Below are 20,429 nucleotides of genomic sequence, written 5' to 3'. Positions count from 1 at the left end.
TCTTCAACAAGATCCACGACATGAATTTCCTATCGGCCGCTCGCCTTGTCACGAATGACTTTGCCATCGTGAAGTTGCACAACGCGGTCAGCTTGTTTGGCTACCGAGTTGTCGTGGGTGACGACGACCAGACTACGGTCGCGGTCATGGCAAAATCGAGTCAAGAGTCGCATGACGCTCGTTCCACTTTCCGAATCGAGTGCTCCGGTCGGCTCATCGGCCAGAACCAATACGGGGCGGTTGGCCAACGCACGAGCGATTGCGACGCGTTGGCGTTGGCCATTGGAAAGCTGCCATGAAAAATGCTTCATGCGGTCTGAAAGCCCGACTTCGCTCAATAGTTCTTTGGCTATGTCCGTTCGTCTTTTGGCATCAGGCTCGATTCCGAACATTGGCAACTGCACATTTTCCTCTGCGGTCAAATTGGGCAATAAGTAAAAAGATTGAAATACGAAGCCGATTTGCTGCGACCTCAATCGGTCCAAATTCATCGTCGCATCAATGGTTTTTCCACAAAATCGGACGCTTCCCGACGTTGGGCGATCGAGGGCGCCAATCATATTGAGAAGCGTTGATTTCCCGCAGCCACTTGGTCCGGCGATTGCCAAAAATTCCCCGTGACGAATCGACAGACTGACGTGGTTGAGGGCCATCACATCACCATCGGTATAATGTCGACTGACATCTTCGAGCTCGACCAACGGTAAAGAGGGATTGGATGGGCCTTTATCAGGCAAATTTTTTTTCGAGGGGCTGTTCATGGGGTCGTTTGCCTTGCGACGCTTTCAAGTTAGGATGTTGGCACGACCGTCTCTCTGGCTTTTTGAAACATGAATCGACTCAACTTTTTGCTTTGTCTCATTGTATGCTTGCTTGTGCCGTCTAGTGAAGCGGCGTATGGCGAGCCGATCACGACGCTGCCGCCAGGGTTGGTTGTTGAACAATCGGGGGCATCGCCATGGAACCGAATTGTCTTGATCGCGACACCGCGAATCGCCAGCGGCGATGTGGATGCGATGGGGCGCTCGATCCGAGATGCTGTCGCAAAGTTCCGTTTGACGATCATGACGCAAGTCAATCGTGATCCACAATCCTCCAAATACACCTTGGTGAATACCGGGGTCGGTTATTCAACAATGATCAACTCGCAATTGGTCGTCATTGATTCTGCAAACGCCACCGATCTTGGAGCTTCACTTGGTTTTATCGAACGACGAGTGCTCGGCGAAAACGAGGAACAATGCAAACAGGTACAAGTGATTGTTCGCACGACGACCCTTTTTCTGTTTGATGTTCCAGCGATATTCGACCGTTTCAACCAGCACCGCCGTGTCGTCAATCGTCATTTGGTATGGATCAACCCAACCAACGGGAAGCTTTCACTGGCGACTTGGTTGTTTGATAAAAAAGATGGCCGAAACAGGTTATTGGTTGCCGATCCGCTACGTATCGTCGCCGAAAACACACGAGAAGACCGGGCGATTCACGTCGATGGAGATCAGTTCTTTCTTGGCGTGCCAAACGAGAACGCTTTCGCTTTGGAAGCACTTCCTCCCGGAACCGATTTTTCATGGACGGATCCATTGCAAAGGTTGGCATGTCGAGATTCGTACGATGCGGATCTACTGAGTCAACTTGCAAAGGCAATCAATGAAGCGTGTGGTAGCCGCTAAAAGTTGCCGTTGATGCTTTGTCACCGTTTGATTTTAGGCTTGGCAAAAGAGTGGCTGGGGGAGTCTGTCCCCAAGCAAGCTGCGGTGAGAAGCCACAGCCACGAAAAATTCTCGTAGCCGTTCACGGGCTTCGCCCTTGACCGGTTGCCCTTGATCATAATCCTACTCTTCATCTTAACCCTGCGGTGTAGGCGACAGGAACAAAGCAGTCCCGTTTATCCGAGCAGGCTTGGGGATTGAGTTTCCTCAAGTTTGGCTAGCCTGGATTATTCATTAGCCGTTTTGGCGATAGCGGGCTGTCGATTTAATCGGTTTGACTCGACTTATTGTTTAACGCCAAGCCATAGGCGACCGATTATGGAAAAGCTGACGCCTTCGGCTAAGCGTTAAACGATTAAATCGACAGGCCGTTTCGTTGACGGCGGATTGCGAACCAGCTCTATACAAAATTCACTCAGTGGAATCACGATCCATTCTTGCGTCCAATGCAAACAAATGCCCGAATCTCGCCCTCATTCTTCGTTTTGACAAAGCACAGCCGTCGAGATCGACGACTGCGAGCGTCTTTAGGACCGTCTTTCACTTCACGACCGAGCGACGATTCCTTTCCACTACCGTCGGAATAGGTGTATCGTCCTTACGTGATGGCCGGTGTCCTTTACGAAGAAGCCGCGTTCGGCATGTTGACGTCGCTCAATGGGATTGCGGATGTGCGAAGCGCTAGCGATACTCGCCGACGATAGAACGGCAACCAAGAATGCGACGGTCAGGGTGTAACGGAAGATTGGTGACATGTTGAGGTCTCCTCAGTGAAGATCGGTAAGACCATTTTTCTGCGTTATCGCAGCGGTGGCAGAACCCGATCACAATCCACCGAATCGAAGTCCGCCTGGGCTTCGATCCGCGATGATCTTTGTTTCGCCCTATCGCAATCAACGTGCCAATTGGCTACTTGCTTCGTAAAGCCCGTTGGAAGGAACGGCCGAGTGCGACACGTGACGCAAAGAAGTGCAGGATCTGCAACCGACTGCATCACCTCTATTCGCGTGAAGCCGATTTCGGGATCGATCTCTGGTTACCGTCTCTGGTTACCGTCTCTGGTTACCGTGGCGGTTCACTTCAGGGAAAAGCGATTGCAGAATAGATGATGGCAATCCAATCCGTCTTGAAACCTCCACTTTGAAACTTGCTCCATGAAAATTTTCCCAGCAGCATTCGTTTGTGCATTCACGCTCGCAATTGGTTCCACGGCGTGGAATCAAGAGGCAACCCCGAAAGCAACCACTGCAACCGACGACGGCTCCGATGGGGAAACGGGCGGCTATCCGCCGGGCGAGTTGGGCGAGATGGTTCGTTTGGGGGAGACGTTAGTGAGGGAAACAAGTTCGCATCCGATGACGAAGCCGCTGGTCGGCAACTCGTTGAATTGCACCTCCTGTCATTTGGATGCCGGACAGCATCCTCAAGCCGCTTCATTCGTTGGAGTGGCAGCGGCCTATCCAGCCTATTCGCCACGCGAATCGGCGGTGATCACGCTGGAGGAACGAATCGCCAATTGTTTTCTTCGCAGTCAAAATGGTTCTCGTCCGGCCAATGGAAGTAAGGTTTCAGTCGCGATTGCAGCTTATCTCACGTGGCTGTCACGCCAGACGCCGATTGACATGAACCCAACCGCTCCGCTTGGGCCGAATCATTTGACCTTTCTTGATGGCGACGCGATCGAGCCAGACATTCCGAATGGAAGGTCGCTGTACGCCGACCGTTGTGCGGATTGCCATCTTGAGGACGGCAGCGGATCGGACGAAGGTCCTCCGGTGTGGGGCGAACAATCCTATAATGACGGCGCCGGTCTTGCCAAAGTGCTCAAGATGGCATCGTGGTTAAAGGTTGCGATGCCGCTCGATGACGCCGACCTGACCGAGCAAGAAGCTTTTGACATCGCCGCCTTCATCAATTCACACTCTCGTCCAAAATTTCAACCAGAGATCAAAAAATAATGCCGACAACATAACGACGGCTCTGTTTCATTTCGAAAGAAAACGACTTGAAGACCGGCTACGTTCAGCCTATTCGGCAACTTGGTCGTAGATCGGCAAATGCCGATAGTAGACTTCGAGATTGAGCAGGTTCATCGTGGTCACATAAAGTCGACCGCCGTGGGGACTCCAACGGTCTTCGACCGGGAATTTGGGGTCCCAGCTACCTGCTTTCTCACCCGACTTGATCTGGCTTTTCAGTAGTAACGGATTCAAGTAGGCATTCCATCGTTCCCAGTACGTGCCGCCCATGTGAAACATGACCTGCGTGGCATAGTACCAATAATAGGCGTCTCGTTTTGACAACCGTACATCGGATGGCCTTGTTGCTGGCGATCCCATTTCAGGCGGATGTTCTAAGAGATACTCCGCAGCAGATTGCATGTCTTTGTTGTCACGCCGCCAACCGGAGTACATTCGCATGAAGATACCGACGGCGGTCATTGTCGGTGTCACTTCCCGCCCATGTCGCTGGGCGGGTGTGTCGGCAGCGAACGGATCGTAGCGATAACGATCCGCACGCACGGAATTCATCTGCGCATAGTCAAGCCAACGATCGATGCCAGCGTAGACGCCATCGGGCACATTTAGTCCTGACAACTCACCGCTCTTGAGTGACATCATCATCCATCCTGATACGCTGGTGTCGCTACTGACCTGAGCCATGTACCGCCAACCTCCCAACCGAGCATGTTGAGTATTGCCGATATAATCGAGCGACCGTTGTGCGGCTACCTTTAACTCATCATCTTGCGTCATTCCGTATGCTTCACAGAGGGCCAATGCCGCAATGCCGTGACTATAGAATGCTACATTTTGATTGCTGAAGCGGTCCTCGGGGCGATACAAATCACCGTTTGTTTTTTGGTTCTCTAGCAGAAACTTTAAACCACGACTGACCGTATCGGCGTACTGATGTTGTCGATGGGTGTATCCGGCACCTTGAAACGCTAGCAAGCAAAGTCCGGTTGCGGCGGTGTCGCTTCGCATCATCACCTCTTCACGTTGGCCCGCCGGCCCATGACCTGCGAGCGACCAACTACCATCCTCATTTTGGGTATCCGCTAGATAGGTCAAACCGAGTTCAATCGCTTCCTCGGTTGCTGGTCCGACCATTCCAGCGGGGGTCGGGGCGGCGCCGCCTTGGGTTCGCATGACGCGGCGGCTGAACGATTCGACCGCCGCGACCTCACTGCCCGCTGGGGTCACCGGACCACCAATTTCACGGCGTTTGCGAGGCCGATTGGTCATTTCTAGCGAGCCCAAATCGGGCATTTGGGTCGATGGTACAACGCCTGCGAATCGGTCGGGACGCTCGGCAAGTCCTGCAATCGATTCGGGCGAGAGCACATCCAAGCTTGGCCCCAAACGGATGTCCGGAGCAACTTGGTGCATTGGAATATTCGACTCCGATCGACGCCGCTCGGGGCCGAACTCGCTGCGTTCGGCAACCTCGTCGATTGGAGGTGCGTTTTGTTTTGCCGCCGACGTTGCAACCCTCTCGGACAAGGAGGGAGTTCCGGCGGGCATTAGCTCATTACGCGGGTTGCGCGGATGTCGCGATGGCCTTGCCTGCTCAGATGCATCGGGTCGTACATCCGGAACACCTGCCAACGCAGACAAGTCTCGCCGGCGAATGTCACCTGGGGATGCCGGGGATAATTCCAACGACGGAGCACTGACTCCTTCATTGGACTCAGCAGGCCTCAGCTGAGCCCCCTGTGTCTCCCCACGACGCGGCATCGCCACGTCCACCGGCGAGAGCATTTGGTCGGCGGCCTCATCGATTCGAGCGATGGCAACCGTTTGAGCCGACGGACTTGCGCCAGCCGGTTTTACCGACCGACTTTCCATGCGAGCTCGCTGGCGTGGTGTCAGACCCATTTCGCCAAGTTTGGGAAGAGCTTCCGAAGTTGCCCGCACATTCGCTACGATCGGTACTGGCGATGTGGGAGTGAACTCAGCCGACCGATTGGCGCGCGATGGCAAAATCGACGAGGCTTGCATTTGCCGCTTGGTCTCATTGGTCAACCGACGTTCGGCAGTTCGGCTAGTCGCCATTTCGACCGCTTCGACCTCAAGCTTCGGAACCTCGATTGAAGGACTTCTTAGTTGCTCTGTTTGTGGCGACGTCATTCTTTCTTCGGAACGTTTACGGCGAGCCAGTTTCGCTGGCGAATCGGCTGGTTTCGGCTGCGCCTCTTGGACCTCTTTCCGTTTCATCAAAAATTTTTGCATCGGACGATCGTCAGGCTCGGGCGGTCGAGGCATCTCCAGTTTTGGTGCCGAGTTTTCAACCGGAGGTAATTGACGAATCTCCTTCGGAATCGCACGTGACGTCGTTTCCACCTCGACCGGACGAGACCAGTCGGGTGTCGTCGCGGTTTCTTCAGGAGTTTGAAAAAGATACTCGGGGACCGTTTTTCGAATCGGTGATCGCTCCGGTTTTACTCCCGTAAAAGCTTCTGGGAAAAACTGGTTAAACACGACCACATTGACCGCCAACAACAGCAGTAGCAGATGAATAAAGACACTGAACATAAAACCGATTTGAATCGATTTTTGGACGTATTGAGACGCCCAACCGTGAAATGCAACCGCCAATGCCAATGCCACAACCGGGACCGCAACCGCATAGGTCCAGCCATTGTAGAGCCACCGAGGATCATCGAAGCGAAGGCGGGTCACGATCAGATACAACACGAGCGCCGACAAGCCCGCCAACCATGCATCGAGCAACCATGCCGACCGATCCGAGCCTGACCTCGGGCCACGCGCACTCCTCTCGGTGATTCGTATTCCCTCTCGGTTCAAACGAGGATTCGATTTGGCTTTTCGACGATTCAAATTCAGATTTTTCCTTTAGGAGTGATTGGAGTCCAGCCTTTTGGCGATTCCGGTCGGCGACGGGAATCGGCAAAAGCTTGGCTACCACTTATCGGTTGGCGGACGCGTCAGCGTCTGCGGGGCCTTCGGTTGTGGTTACTGAATAATCACTGACTCCTGTTCGATTGCAAACATCCATGACGCTAACGACGGGCTGAAATGAACTCGCTTGATCCGCACGAATGACAACGGTTTGATTGGTTGGGTTGCTGGCCACTGCGGCGTCGAGCAACGTTTTTAGCTTCGCGATCGATGTGACTTCGCCACCTAGATACAAGGTCCCTTCCGAATCGATATCGACAACCACTTCGCGAGGTTTACTGGTCATCGGCACGGCACTTGTCGCGGTGGGTAGGACAATATCCAAACGCCGCTCTTGTTCTTCAAACTCGCTGGTGACGAGAAAGAAGATGAGCAACAGAAACACAACGTCGATGAGCGGCGTCAGACTGAGTGTGCCGGCGACCGCCGATCGTTTTATTTCGACAGCCATTACGAAGCCCCCTTTGTCGCACTACGGTTTGGTCTCGACTTTTCTTTGGAGGGCGATTTGCCAGCGGCGATCGGAGGTGGTGTTGCGTTGCCTCCTCGCCCATCATGGCCCGCATCAGCCGGCGCGGAATGAGGGGGCATTTTGCGACGATTTCCTTCTGAATCAAGTTGTTCGCGTCCCACAAAGCGAGCCATGTGTGGAGCCAACTCGAACGCCAGATCCTCAACTCGATGAAACAATTTTGCCAAGCGATTTTCTAGATACTGGGCTAAGATCGCAGCTGGGATTGCGACGATCAATCCGGCCAGCGTTGTCACTAACGCCGTATAAATCCCTTCAGAAAGTTGCTCGCTACGGCTTCGATCGGCCGTTAGCGTTGTTGATTCGTGAAAGGCGACGATCATTCCCCAAACGGTTCCGAGTAGTCCCATTAGCGGAGTTGCGGCTGCGGCCAGATGCAACCAGCGGATCGGAGCGGAATTTCGATCCGCTTCACGTTGGATCATCTCGGTAGCAGCATTCTCAATCTCACCGATCGGTTGGCCCGTGCGCAGCAGCATCCCGCGAACAACACTTGACGCTGGAGAGGGGTAATCGTCACAAATGCGAAAGGCCTCGCAGGGCTGAAATGCAGCAGGCGTTTCCATCATGTCTTCGATCTCGCGAACGAATTTCTTGGGTACGATCTTTCGCCGAGTCAGCGAGATCACTCGTTCCACAGCCAGTGCGACGACCAATAAACTCATGATCCCGATCGGAATCATGAAGCCACCACCGCGGCCGACCAGGGACAACAGATCGATGTGCATCGAATCGTCCGCAGCCGGCGGACTCGTGGATCCTTCCTCGGACCCGTCATTCATGACATCCTGAATATCGGCTTCGTTAAACGGGATCTCTGAATTTGGTTGTGCACTGGCTCTAGGGCTTAGCGCAAGACACGCAGCTAGTATCACACCCATCATCAGGGCCGTTTTTCCCGGATTTGATGAAAGCGTCCGTTTTGGTGAGCCGGAGACGCTAGCTTCGGGCATTGCGATTGCCTGGTACTCACGAGCGTTCTGGGAACCTGCGTCTAGCGCTGTCAGCCCTGTTCTTGTCAGTCCTGTATTTCGTTCCCGATTTTCAATCATCTTATCCATTACTTATTTTGAAGTGCTTCTAACCGGGATTGTGACTTTTCGGCCAACTCATGATTCGGATGTTTGCTGACCACATACTCGTAAAACTTCGTCGCAAACCCTAACGCCTTCTGCTTCGCTGAGGGGGTTCTCGCCTGTTGCGCTAAAATCTCCGAGCAGCGGGCCGCTTCGAAACCGCTCTTGGCTTGCCAATCCTTGATAGGCTCCGCGGATTTTTCCGCTCCAAAACCATAGATCACACGTTGAAACTCAGGAATTGCCAAATCGAAGCGTTTGTTGGCAAATTGGATCTGCCCCATCATAAAACGAGCTCGCGCGGCAACCACATTTCGATAGTTGTTGGCAACCTCACCGTACATTTGCAGAGCTTTTTCATCGTCTTGAAATTGTTGGTAGGCGAAGCCGGTTTCGTAAAAGACTTGTGCCAGGTAAGCGGTGGAAGGGAAACGAAATCGAAGTTCATCGTACCACTCGATCGCTTGCTGCCACTCTTGTAATTGAGCAGCGCTTTGTCCTCCGTGCAGCAGAATCAACTCACGAACTTGGCGATCATTCGCATCGCGGATCGTTTTCGACGTTTCATCATTCGAATCGATACGTTCTCGAGCTACCCGATAGGCTTCGAGGGCGGCTTGGTAATCGTTTCGGTTGAACCGGCTTTCGCCGACCATCATCAGGGCATCGAGCGTCAGGGCGCCGTCGGGATGTTTTGCTGCTTGTTTTGCAAACGCCGATTCCGCAGCCGCCAAGTCGTTGGCTTTGAACCAAGACCAACCAAGCCGATAGAGCGATTTCTCGGAAAGCTCTGCTTCCTCCGATTTCTCGGCTGCCGAGGCAAAATATTTCGCCGCTTGTTGCCAATCCTTTGACTCGTAATAGCTTTGTCCGAGATAGTAAGCCGCTTCACTGGTCAACGAATTGTCTGACGATTGGTCGACCAACCGGGTGAAAATGTCTACGGCGGCTTCGTTCTGTTCGGATTCCCGGTAAGACCAACCGAGCTCATAGAGCACCTTGTCAATTGACGGATAGTCGGGGACTTGCTCAACGATTCGATTGAGCCGTTCGGCCGCTTGCAGAGGTTTGTTTTGTTTTTGGTCGACGAGAGCTAATTCGTACAAGCCGTGCCCCAAATCAACTCCCGTTGGCTGCAGCGCCAAATAGTCCTCTAGGTCGCTACGTGCTGGATCCAATTGATTGAGGTTCCGATAGCTCATGCCGCGTGCCAGCAGCGCTTCGCCCCGAATTGGATGCTGTTCATATTGGCTGAGCAGGGTGTCGAGAGAATCGATCGCTTGTTGGTATTCGGCCTCGTCCATCTGTAAAAGGGCACGGGAATAGAATGCGTAGGGCATCAAGCCAGGGTCTGCTTTGGAGGCGATGATTTTGTCGTAAAGCTCGATCGCCGTTTGGGGATCGCCCTGATTCGCAGCGATCTGAGCCAACTTGTAGCGGCTTTGGTCAGCCATCCGTCCATCGGGCTGAGCGTCGATGATTTGTCGCCAAATCGTTTGTGCCTGTTGCTTTTGTCCGGCCAGAAAAAACGACTGTCCCGCTAGCAGTAACGCCTCATCGGCACGGGGCCAATCAGGAGCTGCCGTGTGGCAGGCCTTGAACGCAGCGCCAGCCTCGACGTACTTTTCGGACGCCATCAAGGCTTGGCCGAGCATCATTTGCGCTTCTGCCCGTTGGTCCGGCTGAGGCAATTTTGGCGTTTCCTTTCGAAGCAGTTCGATCGATTGATCGAGTTCGCCATCGGCGTTGAGAGCCGCTGCCGCTCGCAGCACCCACAGTGGTCGTTGGAACTCGTCACCGAGATCCTTCGCGATCAAAAGTGCTTGGTAGATCGCGGCCGCTTGGTCGTATTTTTGCGTGAAAAACAAGCCTTCCGCCTGAATGAACCGGACGTCGGGTGCCAACATATCGTCGGGGAATCGGTCAATGAATTCCGCTGCCATTTCGATCGCTTGCTCGGGCCTGTTCAATTGCAGTGATGAGAATGCCGAGTTGTAAAGGGCTCGCGGGGCGGTGGGGCCATCGGGCGACGCCTTGTAAACCGCATGAAATTCGGCGAACGATTGTTCGATCGTGTCGGGGTTCATCGACAAGGCTTCGGCCAAATCGAGTTTCAGTTCCAATTCGAACGGGCCTCCCGCTCCCGGTGCCTGTTGCTTCAGCTGCGCGAGTTGGCGACGGACAATCTGTTGCGCCGTCTCAGGATCGTTCTTGCTCAAGTAGATTCTTGACAACCAATGGGCGGCCTCGGTCGACGCTTCGGGAAGATTTAATTCCAAGACCCGCTCGAAACGCTTTGCTGCTTCATCCGCATCACCACTTCGATAGGTGCTTTGGGCGGACGCCAACGTTGCCGCCGCGGCGTTGGCAGAATTGGGATACTCTTTCAAGAGTTGCTCATACTTTTCAGCGGCTTCACCGGATCGATCGGCTTGCACTAAAGCGTAGGCTTGTCGAAAAAGCGCGTACGATTTGTCGTCATCGTTCTCGGCGACTGTAAAGGCTTGATCGAATTGTGTGATCGCCTCATCGTAATCCTTGCGCATGATCGCTGTGTCACCGAGACGCAAGCGAACGTCGGTAATCAGCTCGTTCCTATCACAGGTGCTAAGCAGCTGAAGAAAAGAAGAAACCGCATGGTCGAATTGGTCGAGTTCTTCATAGGCGACACCGCGTGCGTACAGCGCATCACATCGCAGCGGAGATTCTTTGGCGTCGGGAAGTGCCAATAGCTCGTTGTAAAGCTCGATCGCTTGTTTCGGATTACCGAGCCCGTAGGCGGCCTCGCCACTGTAGAACAACGATCGGTCAAGAAACTGGCTCTTCGGGAACTCCGATCGCAATTGAGAGAACGACTCTATCGTCTCTTTCAGCTTCGCTGCGTCGCGGCTCGGAGCTTCCCCAGCGGCCGAGTACAGACACCAACCTTGGTTCGCCAAACTCTCTTCACGGAGATCATAATCCGAATCTGCCAGTGCTTTGCCGAAGGAAGCCGCTGCGGCAGCGTAGTCGGGTTCTTCCTGCTGCATGTAGCAGACCCCCAAGTAGTGGGCCGCTTTTGACGCCATCGGATCGTTCGGATAGTCGGCTAAGAACTTCTTCCAACTCTCTATCGCCAGCTCGATCGCTCCATTGGTTTGGAAATTGGCAGCATCGGCATAGACAGCGATTGCGGCTTCACTCGACTCTTCCGCTCCCGATACTTGCGTCGTCGCGGTAACGACGCTAATCAGCACAGCCGCCAACAGCTTCGTTTTTGGATTGGCCCCTAGCAAAAGTCGCCAAGGTTTTCGGCGAATCACGTGGGGATCGAAACTCTTGACGGGTTTCGCTACCAAAAACCTGAGTGAAAACACGAGAGAGACTCCGAACAACAAAACGAGGCAGTAATTCATAAACATTTCTACTCAATTCTAGCGGCGAACGATCTTAGCCGATAGTTTAAGGAGGCCTGGGCGATCGTTTAAGGAGTGACACCGTCAAAACCAATGACCAGGGATCTGCAAAATAAATGGGTGTTTCCTATGCTTTTTGCTAACAAACCAGTCAACCTGTCGCGACGTTCGCCCGTACAGGCTTAGATAAAACACGTAAAATCAAACTTGCATTCTCTTTTTGAAACGGTCGGAGTGGTGGAAAAACTAAAGTGTCTTGTAACCGGCGGAGCCGGGTTTATCGGTTCGCATCTGACCGAGCGTTTGCTCCATCGTGGTCATGATGTCATCGTCGTTGATGATTTGTCTACCGGGTCGAAAGACCACTTGGCCCATTTACTCGATCATCCATCACTGGAGTATATCGAGGACTCCGTTGAAGACAAAACGGTCGTCCATGATGTGGTCGACCGAGCCGACCGGGTCTACCACTTGGCCGCAGCCGTGGGGGTCGCTTTGATTGCTAAACAGCCGATTCAAACGATCGAACGAAATATCTATCCTACCCAGCTTATCTTGAATCGATTGGGTGAGCGGGCCAGTCGTGGGCAGCGAATTCCCTGTTTCATCGCCAGTACCAGTGAGGTTTATGGGAAGAATCCCAAAGAGCTTTACAGTGAAGAGGACGACCTGGTTTTCGGAGCGACGACGAAACCTCGCTGGAGCTACGGAGTGTCGAAAGCGATTGATGAGTTTTTGGCGTTAGCGTTTTATAAAGAGAAACAATTGCCTGCCGTCGTTGGCCGGTTCTTTAACGTCGTCGGCCCCCGCCAAACGGGAGCCTACGGGATGGTATTGCCCCGCTTCGTGGAAGCGGCTTTGCGGGGAGATCCGTTGGTGGTCCACGATGACGGCCACCAAGTCCGCTGCTTCGCACACGTTGATGATATCGTCGGTGCTGTCATCGATTTGGTCGACAAGCCAGAGGCAGCAGGGCGAGTTTACAATATCGGTAGCGATGAGCCGATTTCGATCCTGCAACTTGCCGAAAAAGTGATCGCCCAGCTAGGTTCGAAATCCAAAATCGAGTTTCAAAGCTACGCGGCGGCATACGATGAATCGTTCGAAGATATTCGCCGCCGAGTGCCTGATCTCACCAGAATCCGAGAGACCATCGGTTACCAACCCTCCAAAAATCTCGATGCCATTATCGAGGTGGTGGCCGATTACCATCGTCAGTCCTAGTGCCAGACAGTTCGCCCGAATCAATCAGGCGACTTTGCGGTCGTCGCTTGCTCGTTAAACGGCGTGACCATCAGGCCGCGCGCCAAGCATTGTAACGCGTGCGGAAGGCAACTCACGCGGTTAGAATGTTATTAGGGCAGGAGCAACGGTTTCTTTGCAATTCTTCATGATTTTTCATTGATAGCAAGCAGCGGCTATGAATCTGTAGTAAAATCGAATTCGCTTTCGTGCCTTTCCAGATGGATGTGCTAAACGCTTTTCGAGGCAGACTTATCATGAATTACAAATTCGTTTTGATTGACAACTCCAATAGCGAGATCGATGGGGAGTGGGTTCTAATGGCTCCGGTTGTTGTCGGGCGTTGTAACTCGGCGGATATTACGATCGATGACATATCGATCAGCCGACGGCATTGCCAATTCTTTATCGATCCCTATGGCTCACTTGTCGTCCGCGATCTGGGGTCCAAAAATGGAATTTACGTTGATGAACAACGGGTCGATAGAGCGGTTGTCCGCCCTGGTACTGAGGTTCAAATTGGCAGGTTGACGTTGCGAATCGAACTGACCGAAGAAGCAATCGATGACGATAGCGAAAACGGTGTCGAAATTTTAGATCTCGATGAAACTCAGCGGATGAAGATCCTTGACTATGATTTGGAAATTGGAATGCCCCCAAACGAGAACGTTTAGCGGTTTGTTATTCCGCTTCACAACGGTTCGTTAATTTTCCAATCCCTTCGATCTCGACGGTGCATTCATCGCCAGGCTTCAAAAATACCGGTGGCTTGCGGGCTGCACCGACACCAGGCGGTGTGCCAGTAAAGATCAGGTCGCCTGGCAACAAGGTCATGATCTGCGATAGGTGAGAGATCAACTCGGCGATTGGAAAAATCAATTGCGCCGTCGTGCTGTCTTGAACCGTATCGCCATTAAGATGCATGCGAACTCGCAGATTTGTCGCGTCTGAAATTTCGTCGGCGGTAACGATGCAAGGCCCCAGTGGTGCAAAGGTGTCAAATGTTTTGCCGAGCAACCATTGGCCACCCGGACGTCCTTTTTGCCAATCGCGAGCCGAGACGTCATGGCCGCACGTGTAACCGAACACATGATCGGCCGCTTGCTCAACCGATACGTGCTTGGCCATTTTTCCAATGACGACAACCAACTCGGCTTCGTAATCGACTTTGCTTGAGATGTTCGGAAGGCGAATCGTTGCACCATGACCAATCAATGCTGTATTGAACTTGCAAAACACAACCGGCTCCGTCGGGATTTCCGAACCGGTTTCGATTGCATGGTCGCGGTAGTTCAGGCCGATGCAAAGAATCTTTCCTGGGTCGGCAACAGGAGGCAACCATCGCTCGGGAGCGGTCTGCCACTGTTCGGGCTGTGGTTTGGGCAAACTTGCGAGCCACGATGAACCTCGCTCGAAAATGTCTTTGCTGCTTGCGGGCGGTTCGGCAAATGAGCTGATGGGACAGATTCGATCCGATTCGTAGATCGCATACTGAGCTTGATTCTCGGAATCCAGGAACCGGCATATTCGCATGGGGTGTTCTCGATGGAGCGTTTTTCGATAGACACCTTTCGTCTCGCAAAGGTGACGCTGTGTAAACTAACTTTGTCTGACGATTATTGTCAATGATTGGTTTTGGCTCTCGGTGTCCAAATCGGCTAAGGTCTGGATTCCAGCATTCACGGAGAGGCTTTTCTTAACGTCTGGAACAAACACCGACGAGACAGTATCTTTTCAGTCACCAACCACAGCTTCCTCGTTTCTTAAAATGCCTTCCCAGACGCAATGGATTTATGGCGACATTGACTCAGCCTTTGAAGTGGCACGGCGGTAAGTATTATCTGCGCAAATGGATCCTCGATTTGATGCCGCCGCATCTGCACTACGTGGAGCCCTTTTTCGGTGGTGGCGGAATTCTGCTGGCCCGCGATCCGAATCGCGATTGGATGGCGGTTGGCGATGAAAAACTAACCGCGGCGGAGAGGGGCAGTAGTGAAGTCGCTAACGATTTGCACGGTGAACTGATCAACTTTTGGAGGGTTTTGCAAGATCCTGAGCACTTCGATGCCTTTCGACGAAGAATGGAGATGACGCCGTTTAGCGAAGCCGAGTTCAATCGAGCTTATGAGCTCTCGCATACGGAGAATTTCAATCAGGATGCAACGCCGATCGAGCGAGCGGTTCAGTTCTTTATTCTAGCCAGACAGTCCCGCCAAGGACTCATGAGAGACTTTGCGACACTGTCTCGAAATCGCACGCGAAGCCGGATGAACGAACAGGCATCCGCCTGGCTTAACGTCGTCGAAGGATTGCACGATGTGCATCAGCGATTGCAAGGTGTCGTTATCCTGAATCAGGACGCCAATAAAGTCATTCGCAAACAAGATGGCTTTAAAACCCTGTTCTACTGCGATCCGCCCTATGTTCACGACACGCGTTCGACAACCAAAGAGTACACGCATGAAATGACCGAGGCCGAACATGTGAAGCTACTCGAGACGCTATCGGCCATCCAGGGCAAGTTTATGTTGAGCGGTTACCCCAGCGAACTGTATGCAAAATGGGAACACAAGCAAAATTGGAATCGGCATGAATTCCTGATCGACAACAAGGCCGCTGCGGGGCCGACGAAGGAAAAGAAAATCGAGTGCGTGTGGTGTAATTTTTAAGGCTTAACGACGAATGATGTGCGCGGGGAATTTTTGTGGGACAGAGATCTAGCGGGACGAAAACTCGCGCAAGGCTCGTGGTTGAGTCCATCCCAAAGATTTGGCGGCCCAGGCTTGCCCTTGTCGAGCCCTGTTTAAAACCAGCCTAGCTCACACCTGCCCCTTCACAAAGGCAACCGCTTGAGCTTTCGTTTCAAACTCTCCGTTCAACTGCCGCTGTCGAACCTGCCTCAATAGCTTTGCGTAAACAGGCCCCGTTGGGACGCCGAGATCTTTCAAGTCATCACCACCAATGAGCGGGTTGGGATCAAGCCGTTCGCGAGGCCACTTCAAGGCTTCCAAAGCTAAGTGAATTCCCGAAGAGGGGGCGTCGGTGGCTCGAGCCAATGCGGCGCTGACTTCCACGATTGCCTCGGCGTCACGGTCGACCAAAATGGGTTGTACCTCCGCCCAAGGAAGTGTGTTTGCACGAATCAGGGTGGGACTATGGTGAATCGCCGACGTCACAACTCGAACTTCCTCATTGGACAACTTCCAACGCTCGGTGATCGAACGCAGTGCGTTCATTGGCTCATCAATGGCGAGCAGGATACAAGCTAGCGAGGTCGAGAAATCTTGGGTACGATCCTCGGTCAGTAACCGATCGAGCAAGCGACGGTCGGCTTTTTCGAGTTCTGGAAGTACATAGCGAGACAGCCCCAAGGCTTGTAGATGCCCGAGTCCATCGAGCGCGTGATTCGAGCTCATCGTTCGTCGCATTTCCACGCCAATGCGCTCACCACTCACCGATCCGATCGAAGCCGCGTGTCCGCGAACCGCATCGGCTGTCGGTTCGGCGATCGAGAAGCCGAGTGTGGTGGTGAAGCGAACCGCACGAAGCATTCGCAGTTTGTCTTCGGAAAACCGCTCGTGAGGGTTTCCAATCGTTCGGAGAAGTTGGCGTTCGATATCCTCGACACCGCCAACGTAATCGACGATTCTGCGTTTGATTGGATCGTAGAATAGGCCGTTGATCGTAAAGTCGCGCCGCTGGGCATCCGCTTCCGCGTTGCCGAAATGGACGCTATCAGGCCGCCGTCCGTCGCTATAGAGACCGTCACTACGAAAGGTTGCGACCTCGGTTGGTGTGATTGGAACGATCGACTTTCGGCGATCGGAAGCGGATGGTAATACGCCGATCACACCAAAGCTCGCTCCAAAGGCCAGTGTTTTACGCTTGCCAAACAGTTCCTGGATCGCCGCGGGAACGGCATCGGTCGCGACGTCAAAGTCTTTGGGAGCTTTACCAAGTAGGGCATCGCGAACACATCCGCCAGCAAAATAGGCGGTGAAGCCTGCCTCGCTTAATCGTTTCACAACCACGAGAGCTTCGATAGCTTGAGCCGACTTGAGCGATTGATCGGGAAATTCGTATGGGGTGGTAATTGATTTCAATGCGTTTATCTTGTTTGAAGCATCCATTTCACTCTCACAATTGTGCACGAGTGACCTCCTTTCTAAAAGCGTAGTATGACCAAGCCATTTCAGAAAATCGGCAAAAAACGAGGTGTCGTCGGCGTTATTTTTCGCGATGAACGGCTCCTCATCATTCGCCGCTCCTTGACCGTCCCCGCCCCGGGAAAACTATGCTTGCCAGGCGGCACGATTGAAAAGGGGGAAACCGAAGAGTTCGCGTTGGTTCGCGAAATGCAAGAAGAATTGGCGATCGATGTTACGCCGGTGCGTCTCTGTTGGCGTAGTATCACGCCCTGGGGAACACTGCTGTCATGGTGGCTATCCGAACTCGATCCCGATGTTCTACCTGTAGCAAACCCCGAGGAAGTCGCTGAGGTTCATTGGATGACCAGCGGGCAAATCAAAATGCAACGCAACATGCTACCGAGCCTACCACAATTCGTCGAAGCGATCCAAAGCGGCGAAATCGACGTCGGTGTGCCGTTTTGAGGTTTCGGTATGCGGTGGATGCCGGGACTTCCCGTTGGTCGGCCCGGTCTACTTTGCGAACATCGACAAAATCTTTGGCTCGGCCTCTTCTTGGGTGGAGGAACGTGAGGATTCGATCCAGTTAGTGATTTGCTCGATTTTGGAACGCTGGGCGTCTGCGGACGCATTGCCGATTCCTCCGATGCAAATGATCGTATCGTTTGGGGATGCTTCTTGCATTGCCCACTCGACCGCACGGCGGTGATCAGCGACCAATCGCATCATCGCACACTTTTTCACGCCATCCAAAACGGCATGAGACGCTTGCAAGAAACTCTCTTTGGCTTCCATCACACAGCTCAAAATCGGACGGTCCGAAAACCTTTCCGCATGACTGCCAATCAACGCCAAGTGGGCGGGGGCCGCACCAGGATCAATCGCCATCACACACCACAATCGGCCGCCAGGCTGCTTCATCAGCCGAGCGGCTCGGAGGGTGGAAGAAATTTGCTCGGGGGTACGGGCAGCGTCAACGATCACGTCCGCTTGACCGAATGCGGATAATGTCTGCATCCGGCCTGGAACACTCCGCAGCCCACCCAGATGCTCGACGACCTCCGATAGCGGTTGGTTGAGTAGGATCCCCACAACCGCGGCCGCAGCGTGATTGAGTGCCATCGCGGCTCCACAAAGCGGGGTTTCCATCACGACGGACAACGTTTCGTGAGTCATCATCAGTGTTGACATGCCGCCTTCTTGATCGATCACTTTTGCGGTGACATCCGCGTCCGAACGAACACCGTACGTCATCACATTTGAACCGTGATTTTTGATCGTCCTTAGCACACCTGGCTGGTCCGCCGACGCAATGACCACGCCTTGCGAGGCAACTCGCTCGAGCACGCAAGTTAAACCCGATGGGCCGAAGTCGTTCTCGGTTACCGTGGAACCTGTTACGATCAACAAGTCGAACTCGATGCAGTCGTATCGGCCATGTTTGGCGGCGTCGTCTGACAATTCGATCACGGCTGTCTTGGCACCTGCGTCATACGATTCGCCCAGCCACTCGACAAGGGCTCCCGCCGCCGGAACACGCTCGGGTGAGGTCGTTTGCACAATCCCATCACTCGAGCCAAGATCGGTTTGATAGGAAGTTCGCAGCCCGATACTACGCAGCAACTGGGCAACGAGTAGCGAAGTCGTCGTTTTGCCCGCTGAACCGTAGACGCCAACGGTCAGCAGTTTACGGTCCGGGCGATCGAGTAGGCGAGATTGCAAATCGGCCAACGTCAAATCGACATCGCCAACAATGCACTGGGGAATCGGACAGGGCAATATTTGTTCCGTCAGAATGCCTGCTGCACCACGAGCAAGGGCATCGGCGATGAGTTGGCTCGGGCAAATCTCTCCGATTCGATAAACCACCAACTGGCCCGGTTCCGCCGAAGCGGCACTTTCGGCGATCGAGTGGAAGGAAACATCGTCGCCAGAGAAAAAACGAGCGTGAGCGAGTAGGCTGCGTAGCGATCGGAAGGTGGGCTGGGGGGGGGCACCCTTGTTGGCCGATTCGTTCGATCGGTCACCCGATTCGGGAGCACTGGATAGGGAAGAGGTGCTGAAACGAGCGGAAGAAGCGTTTACGGTATGACGCATGGTGATGGCCTCCCTGCACATCGCGATTTCGAAATCATTTTCGGCAAATCCTTTGCCGACGGCGACGAGCAAAATCCTAATGCTCGACCGGTGAATTCGAATTGTCACCATTAAGCCGAAGAGGTCAAGGGGAAAAATTCACGCCCTTAATGCTAGCAAAGTCGAGTGATGCTCGGTTCTCGGAGCGGATTGGGTTCGCATAGCGCCCGCTTGCCCCTGCCTAGCGAAGTGAGATCCCGGCATCTTTGAGCATCATTTGGAGATCGGCCCAGGCGGCCTTTTTGGCGGCAGGATTTCTTAGCAAGTAAGCTGGATGGTAGGTCGCCACGACTTTCGAATCGAAATAGCGATGAAATTTTCCTCTTAGTTTTCCGATCGGTAATTTCGACCTCAGCAGAGCTTGCGTGCCCACGGCACCGAGGCAAACGATGTACTGAGGGCGAATGATTTCTAGCTGGCTTTCGAAAAAGGGGCGGCAATTCTCGATTTCTTCGGGTTCAGGATTGCGATTGCCGGGGGGGCGACATTTGACGGTATTCAAAATATAGACTTCGTCCCGAGTCAGCTTGCATGCGACGATCATCTTGTCTAGCAATTGACCTGCTTTTCCAACAAACGGGCGTCCTGTCCTGTCTTCGTCGGCGCCTGGGCCTTCGCCGAAAAACACGAATCGGGCTTGCGGATCTCCTTCGCCGAAAACCGTCTGCGTTCGACAGTGAACGAGTTCTGGACACTTGGTACATGCGGCAACGGTGCTGGCGAGCGTATCGAGCTCCGCCGTTCTTTGGGAAACGGGCCGTGCTTCGCAAGGGTATCGCTTCGCGGCTTCGCCACGGATCGACGTGGACTGGAATTCAGGCCGGGATTCAGGCCGGGATTCAGGCCGGGATTCAGGCCGGGATTCAGGCGGTTTTGGGAGGATCTTCTCTTCGGCAACCTGTTCGACGGCGGCCTTCTTCTCCGTCGCAGGAGCGATCGGAATTGACGGAGCAAACCGCTGCTTGAATTCTGCGACCCGGTCCGGGTTGGCTCTGGGAAGAAAGGCAACGCCCGATCGCTGCAAATGTTCCGCAAACGCAGCAGCTTGCAGCAAGGTGTTGTCGCGATCAAGATCGCCCGTTCGTTGTGGATCGGAAGAAGCAGGGTCAGCCATGATAAAGCCAATGCGAATGTGAGATAGAAGCGTTAGAATCGTAGTGGATCGAATCCACCTTCGAAACCATCGCACCCGTCGGCGCGTCTCTCCGAGGCGGACAAGTTGTTCCGATCCGTCGTGTTTGGGGCTATTTGTTTTAGGTTGTG

The 20,429-nt window shown here is 53.5% G+C and carries 17 protein-coding genes; 7 read left to right on the top strand and 10 right to left on the bottom strand.

Annotated elements, in window-relative coordinates:
* Positions 1–29 precede the first annotated feature (29 nt).
* Positions 30–761 (bottom strand): ABC transporter ATP-binding protein, encoded by a 732-nt coding sequence (locus tag Q31b_RS07180; protein WP_146599006.1) that lies wholly within the window; start codon positions 759–761, stop codon positions 30–32.
* A gap of 69 nt (positions 762–830) precedes the next feature.
* On the opposite strand from Q31b_RS07180, the gene Q31b_RS07175 reads away from it, so the two are divergent.
* Complete coding sequence (locus Q31b_RS07175) at positions 831–1,673, top strand: hypothetical protein (protein ID WP_146599005.1); 843 nt, start codon at positions 831–833, stop codon at positions 1,671–1,673.
* Between the two features lie 611 nt (positions 1,674–2,284).
* On the opposite strand, the gene Q31b_RS07170 is transcribed toward Q31b_RS07175, so the two are convergent.
* The gene (locus Q31b_RS07170) at positions 2,285–2,467 is read right to left on the bottom strand and encodes a hypothetical protein (RefSeq protein ID WP_146599004.1); all 183 of its coding nucleotides are present in this window, start codon (positions 2,465–2,467) and stop codon (positions 2,285–2,287) included.
* Positions 2,468–2,586: 119 nt separating this feature from the next.
* Here Q31b_RS07170 and Q31b_RS07165 point away from each other — a divergent pair, with 119 nt between their 5' ends.
* Positions 2,587–2,817: a hypothetical protein gene (locus Q31b_RS07165; protein WP_146599003.1), complete on the top strand. Its 231-nt coding sequence runs from the start codon at positions 2,587–2,589 to the stop codon at positions 2,815–2,817.
* A gap of 49 nt (positions 2,818–2,866) precedes the next feature.
* Complete coding sequence (locus tag Q31b_RS07160) at positions 2,867–3,670, top strand: c-type cytochrome (protein WP_146599002.1); 804 nt, start codon at positions 2,867–2,869, stop codon at positions 3,668–3,670.
* A gap of 69 nt (positions 3,671–3,739) precedes the next feature.
* Here the strand turns inward: Q31b_RS07160 and Q31b_RS07155 are convergent, their stop codons facing one another.
* The 4 genes from Q31b_RS07155 to Q31b_RS07140 form a co-directional block, all read right to left on the bottom strand.
* Entirely contained in the window at positions 3,740–6,556 is a 2,817-nt protein-coding gene (locus Q31b_RS07155) for a hypothetical protein (protein WP_231617371.1), read from the bottom strand.
* Between the two features lie 88 nt (positions 6,557–6,644).
* Positions 6,645–7,088: an ExbD/TolR family protein gene (locus tag Q31b_RS07150; protein ID WP_146599001.1), complete on the bottom strand. Its 444-nt coding sequence runs from the start codon at positions 7,086–7,088 to the stop codon at positions 6,645–6,647.
* Complete coding sequence (locus Q31b_RS07145) at positions 7,088–8,221, bottom strand: MotA/TolQ/ExbB proton channel family protein (RefSeq protein ID WP_231617370.1); 1,134 nt, start codon at positions 8,219–8,221, stop codon at positions 7,088–7,090. Before Q31b_RS07145 ends, Q31b_RS07150 begins: the two co-directional genes overlap by 1 nt.
* A gap of 8 nt (positions 8,222–8,229) precedes the next feature.
* On the bottom strand, positions 8,230–11,640 hold the full coding sequence (locus Q31b_RS07140) for a tetratricopeptide repeat protein (protein WP_146599000.1): 3,411 nt from the start codon (positions 11,638–11,640) through the stop codon (positions 8,230–8,232).
* A gap of 207 nt (positions 11,641–11,847) precedes the next feature.
* Here Q31b_RS07140 and Q31b_RS07135 point away from each other — a divergent pair, with 207 nt between their 5' ends.
* Together Q31b_RS07135 and Q31b_RS07130 are read left to right on the top strand one after the other, a co-directional pair.
* Complete coding sequence (locus tag Q31b_RS07135) at positions 11,848–12,864, top strand: NAD-dependent epimerase/dehydratase family protein (protein WP_197171099.1); 1,017 nt, start codon at positions 11,848–11,850, stop codon at positions 12,862–12,864.
* A 275-nt stretch (positions 12,865–13,139) separates the two neighbouring features.
* Positions 13,140–13,556, top strand: coding sequence for an FHA domain-containing protein (locus Q31b_RS07130; protein WP_197171097.1), 417 nt, complete (start codon positions 13,140–13,142; stop codon positions 13,554–13,556).
* A 7-nt stretch (positions 13,557–13,563) separates the two neighbouring features.
* Here Q31b_RS07130 and Q31b_RS07125 read toward each other — a convergent pair whose 3' ends face one another.
* Positions 13,564–14,415 (bottom strand): fumarylacetoacetate hydrolase family protein, encoded by an 852-nt coding sequence (locus Q31b_RS07125; RefSeq protein WP_146598998.1) that lies wholly within the window; start codon positions 14,413–14,415, stop codon positions 13,564–13,566.
* 260 nt (positions 14,416–14,675) lie between these two features.
* Between Q31b_RS07125 and Q31b_RS07120 the strand changes: the two genes are divergently transcribed.
* Positions 14,676–15,551, top strand: a complete 876-nt coding sequence (locus Q31b_RS07120) for a DNA adenine methylase (RefSeq protein WP_146598997.1) — start codon at positions 14,676–14,678, stop codon at positions 15,549–15,551.
* A 150-nt stretch (positions 15,552–15,701) separates the two neighbouring features.
* Here the strand turns inward: Q31b_RS07120 and Q31b_RS07115 are convergent, their stop codons facing one another.
* Positions 15,702–16,985 (bottom strand): CCA tRNA nucleotidyltransferase, encoded by a 1,284-nt coding sequence (locus tag Q31b_RS07115; protein WP_231617369.1) that lies wholly within the window; start codon positions 16,983–16,985, stop codon positions 15,702–15,704.
* 75 nt (positions 16,986–17,060) lie between these two features.
* Between Q31b_RS07115 and Q31b_RS07110 the strand changes: the two genes are divergently transcribed.
* Positions 17,061–17,495, top strand: coding sequence for an NUDIX hydrolase (locus Q31b_RS07110; RefSeq protein WP_146598996.1), 435 nt, complete (start codon positions 17,061–17,063; stop codon positions 17,493–17,495).
* A gap of 48 nt (positions 17,496–17,543) precedes the next feature.
* Here Q31b_RS07110 and Q31b_RS07105 read toward each other — a convergent pair whose 3' ends face one another.
* Positions 17,544–19,127: a Mur ligase family protein gene (locus Q31b_RS07105; protein WP_197171095.1), complete on the bottom strand. Its 1,584-nt coding sequence runs from the start codon at positions 19,125–19,127 to the stop codon at positions 17,544–17,546.
* Positions 19,128–19,347: 220 nt separating this feature from the next.
* Complete coding sequence (locus Q31b_RS07100) at positions 19,348–20,280, bottom strand: uracil-DNA glycosylase (RefSeq protein WP_146598994.1); 933 nt, start codon at positions 20,278–20,280, stop codon at positions 19,348–19,350.
* Positions 20,281–20,429: the final 149 nt, after the last annotated feature.

The organism is Novipirellula aureliae (assembly GCF_007860185.1).
Classification (GTDB): domain Bacteria; phylum Planctomycetota; class Planctomycetia; order Pirellulales; family Pirellulaceae; genus Novipirellula_A; species Novipirellula_A aureliae.
Note: the sequence above shows the minus strand (reverse complement) of the source record. Positions and strands in the feature narration are given on the sequence as shown.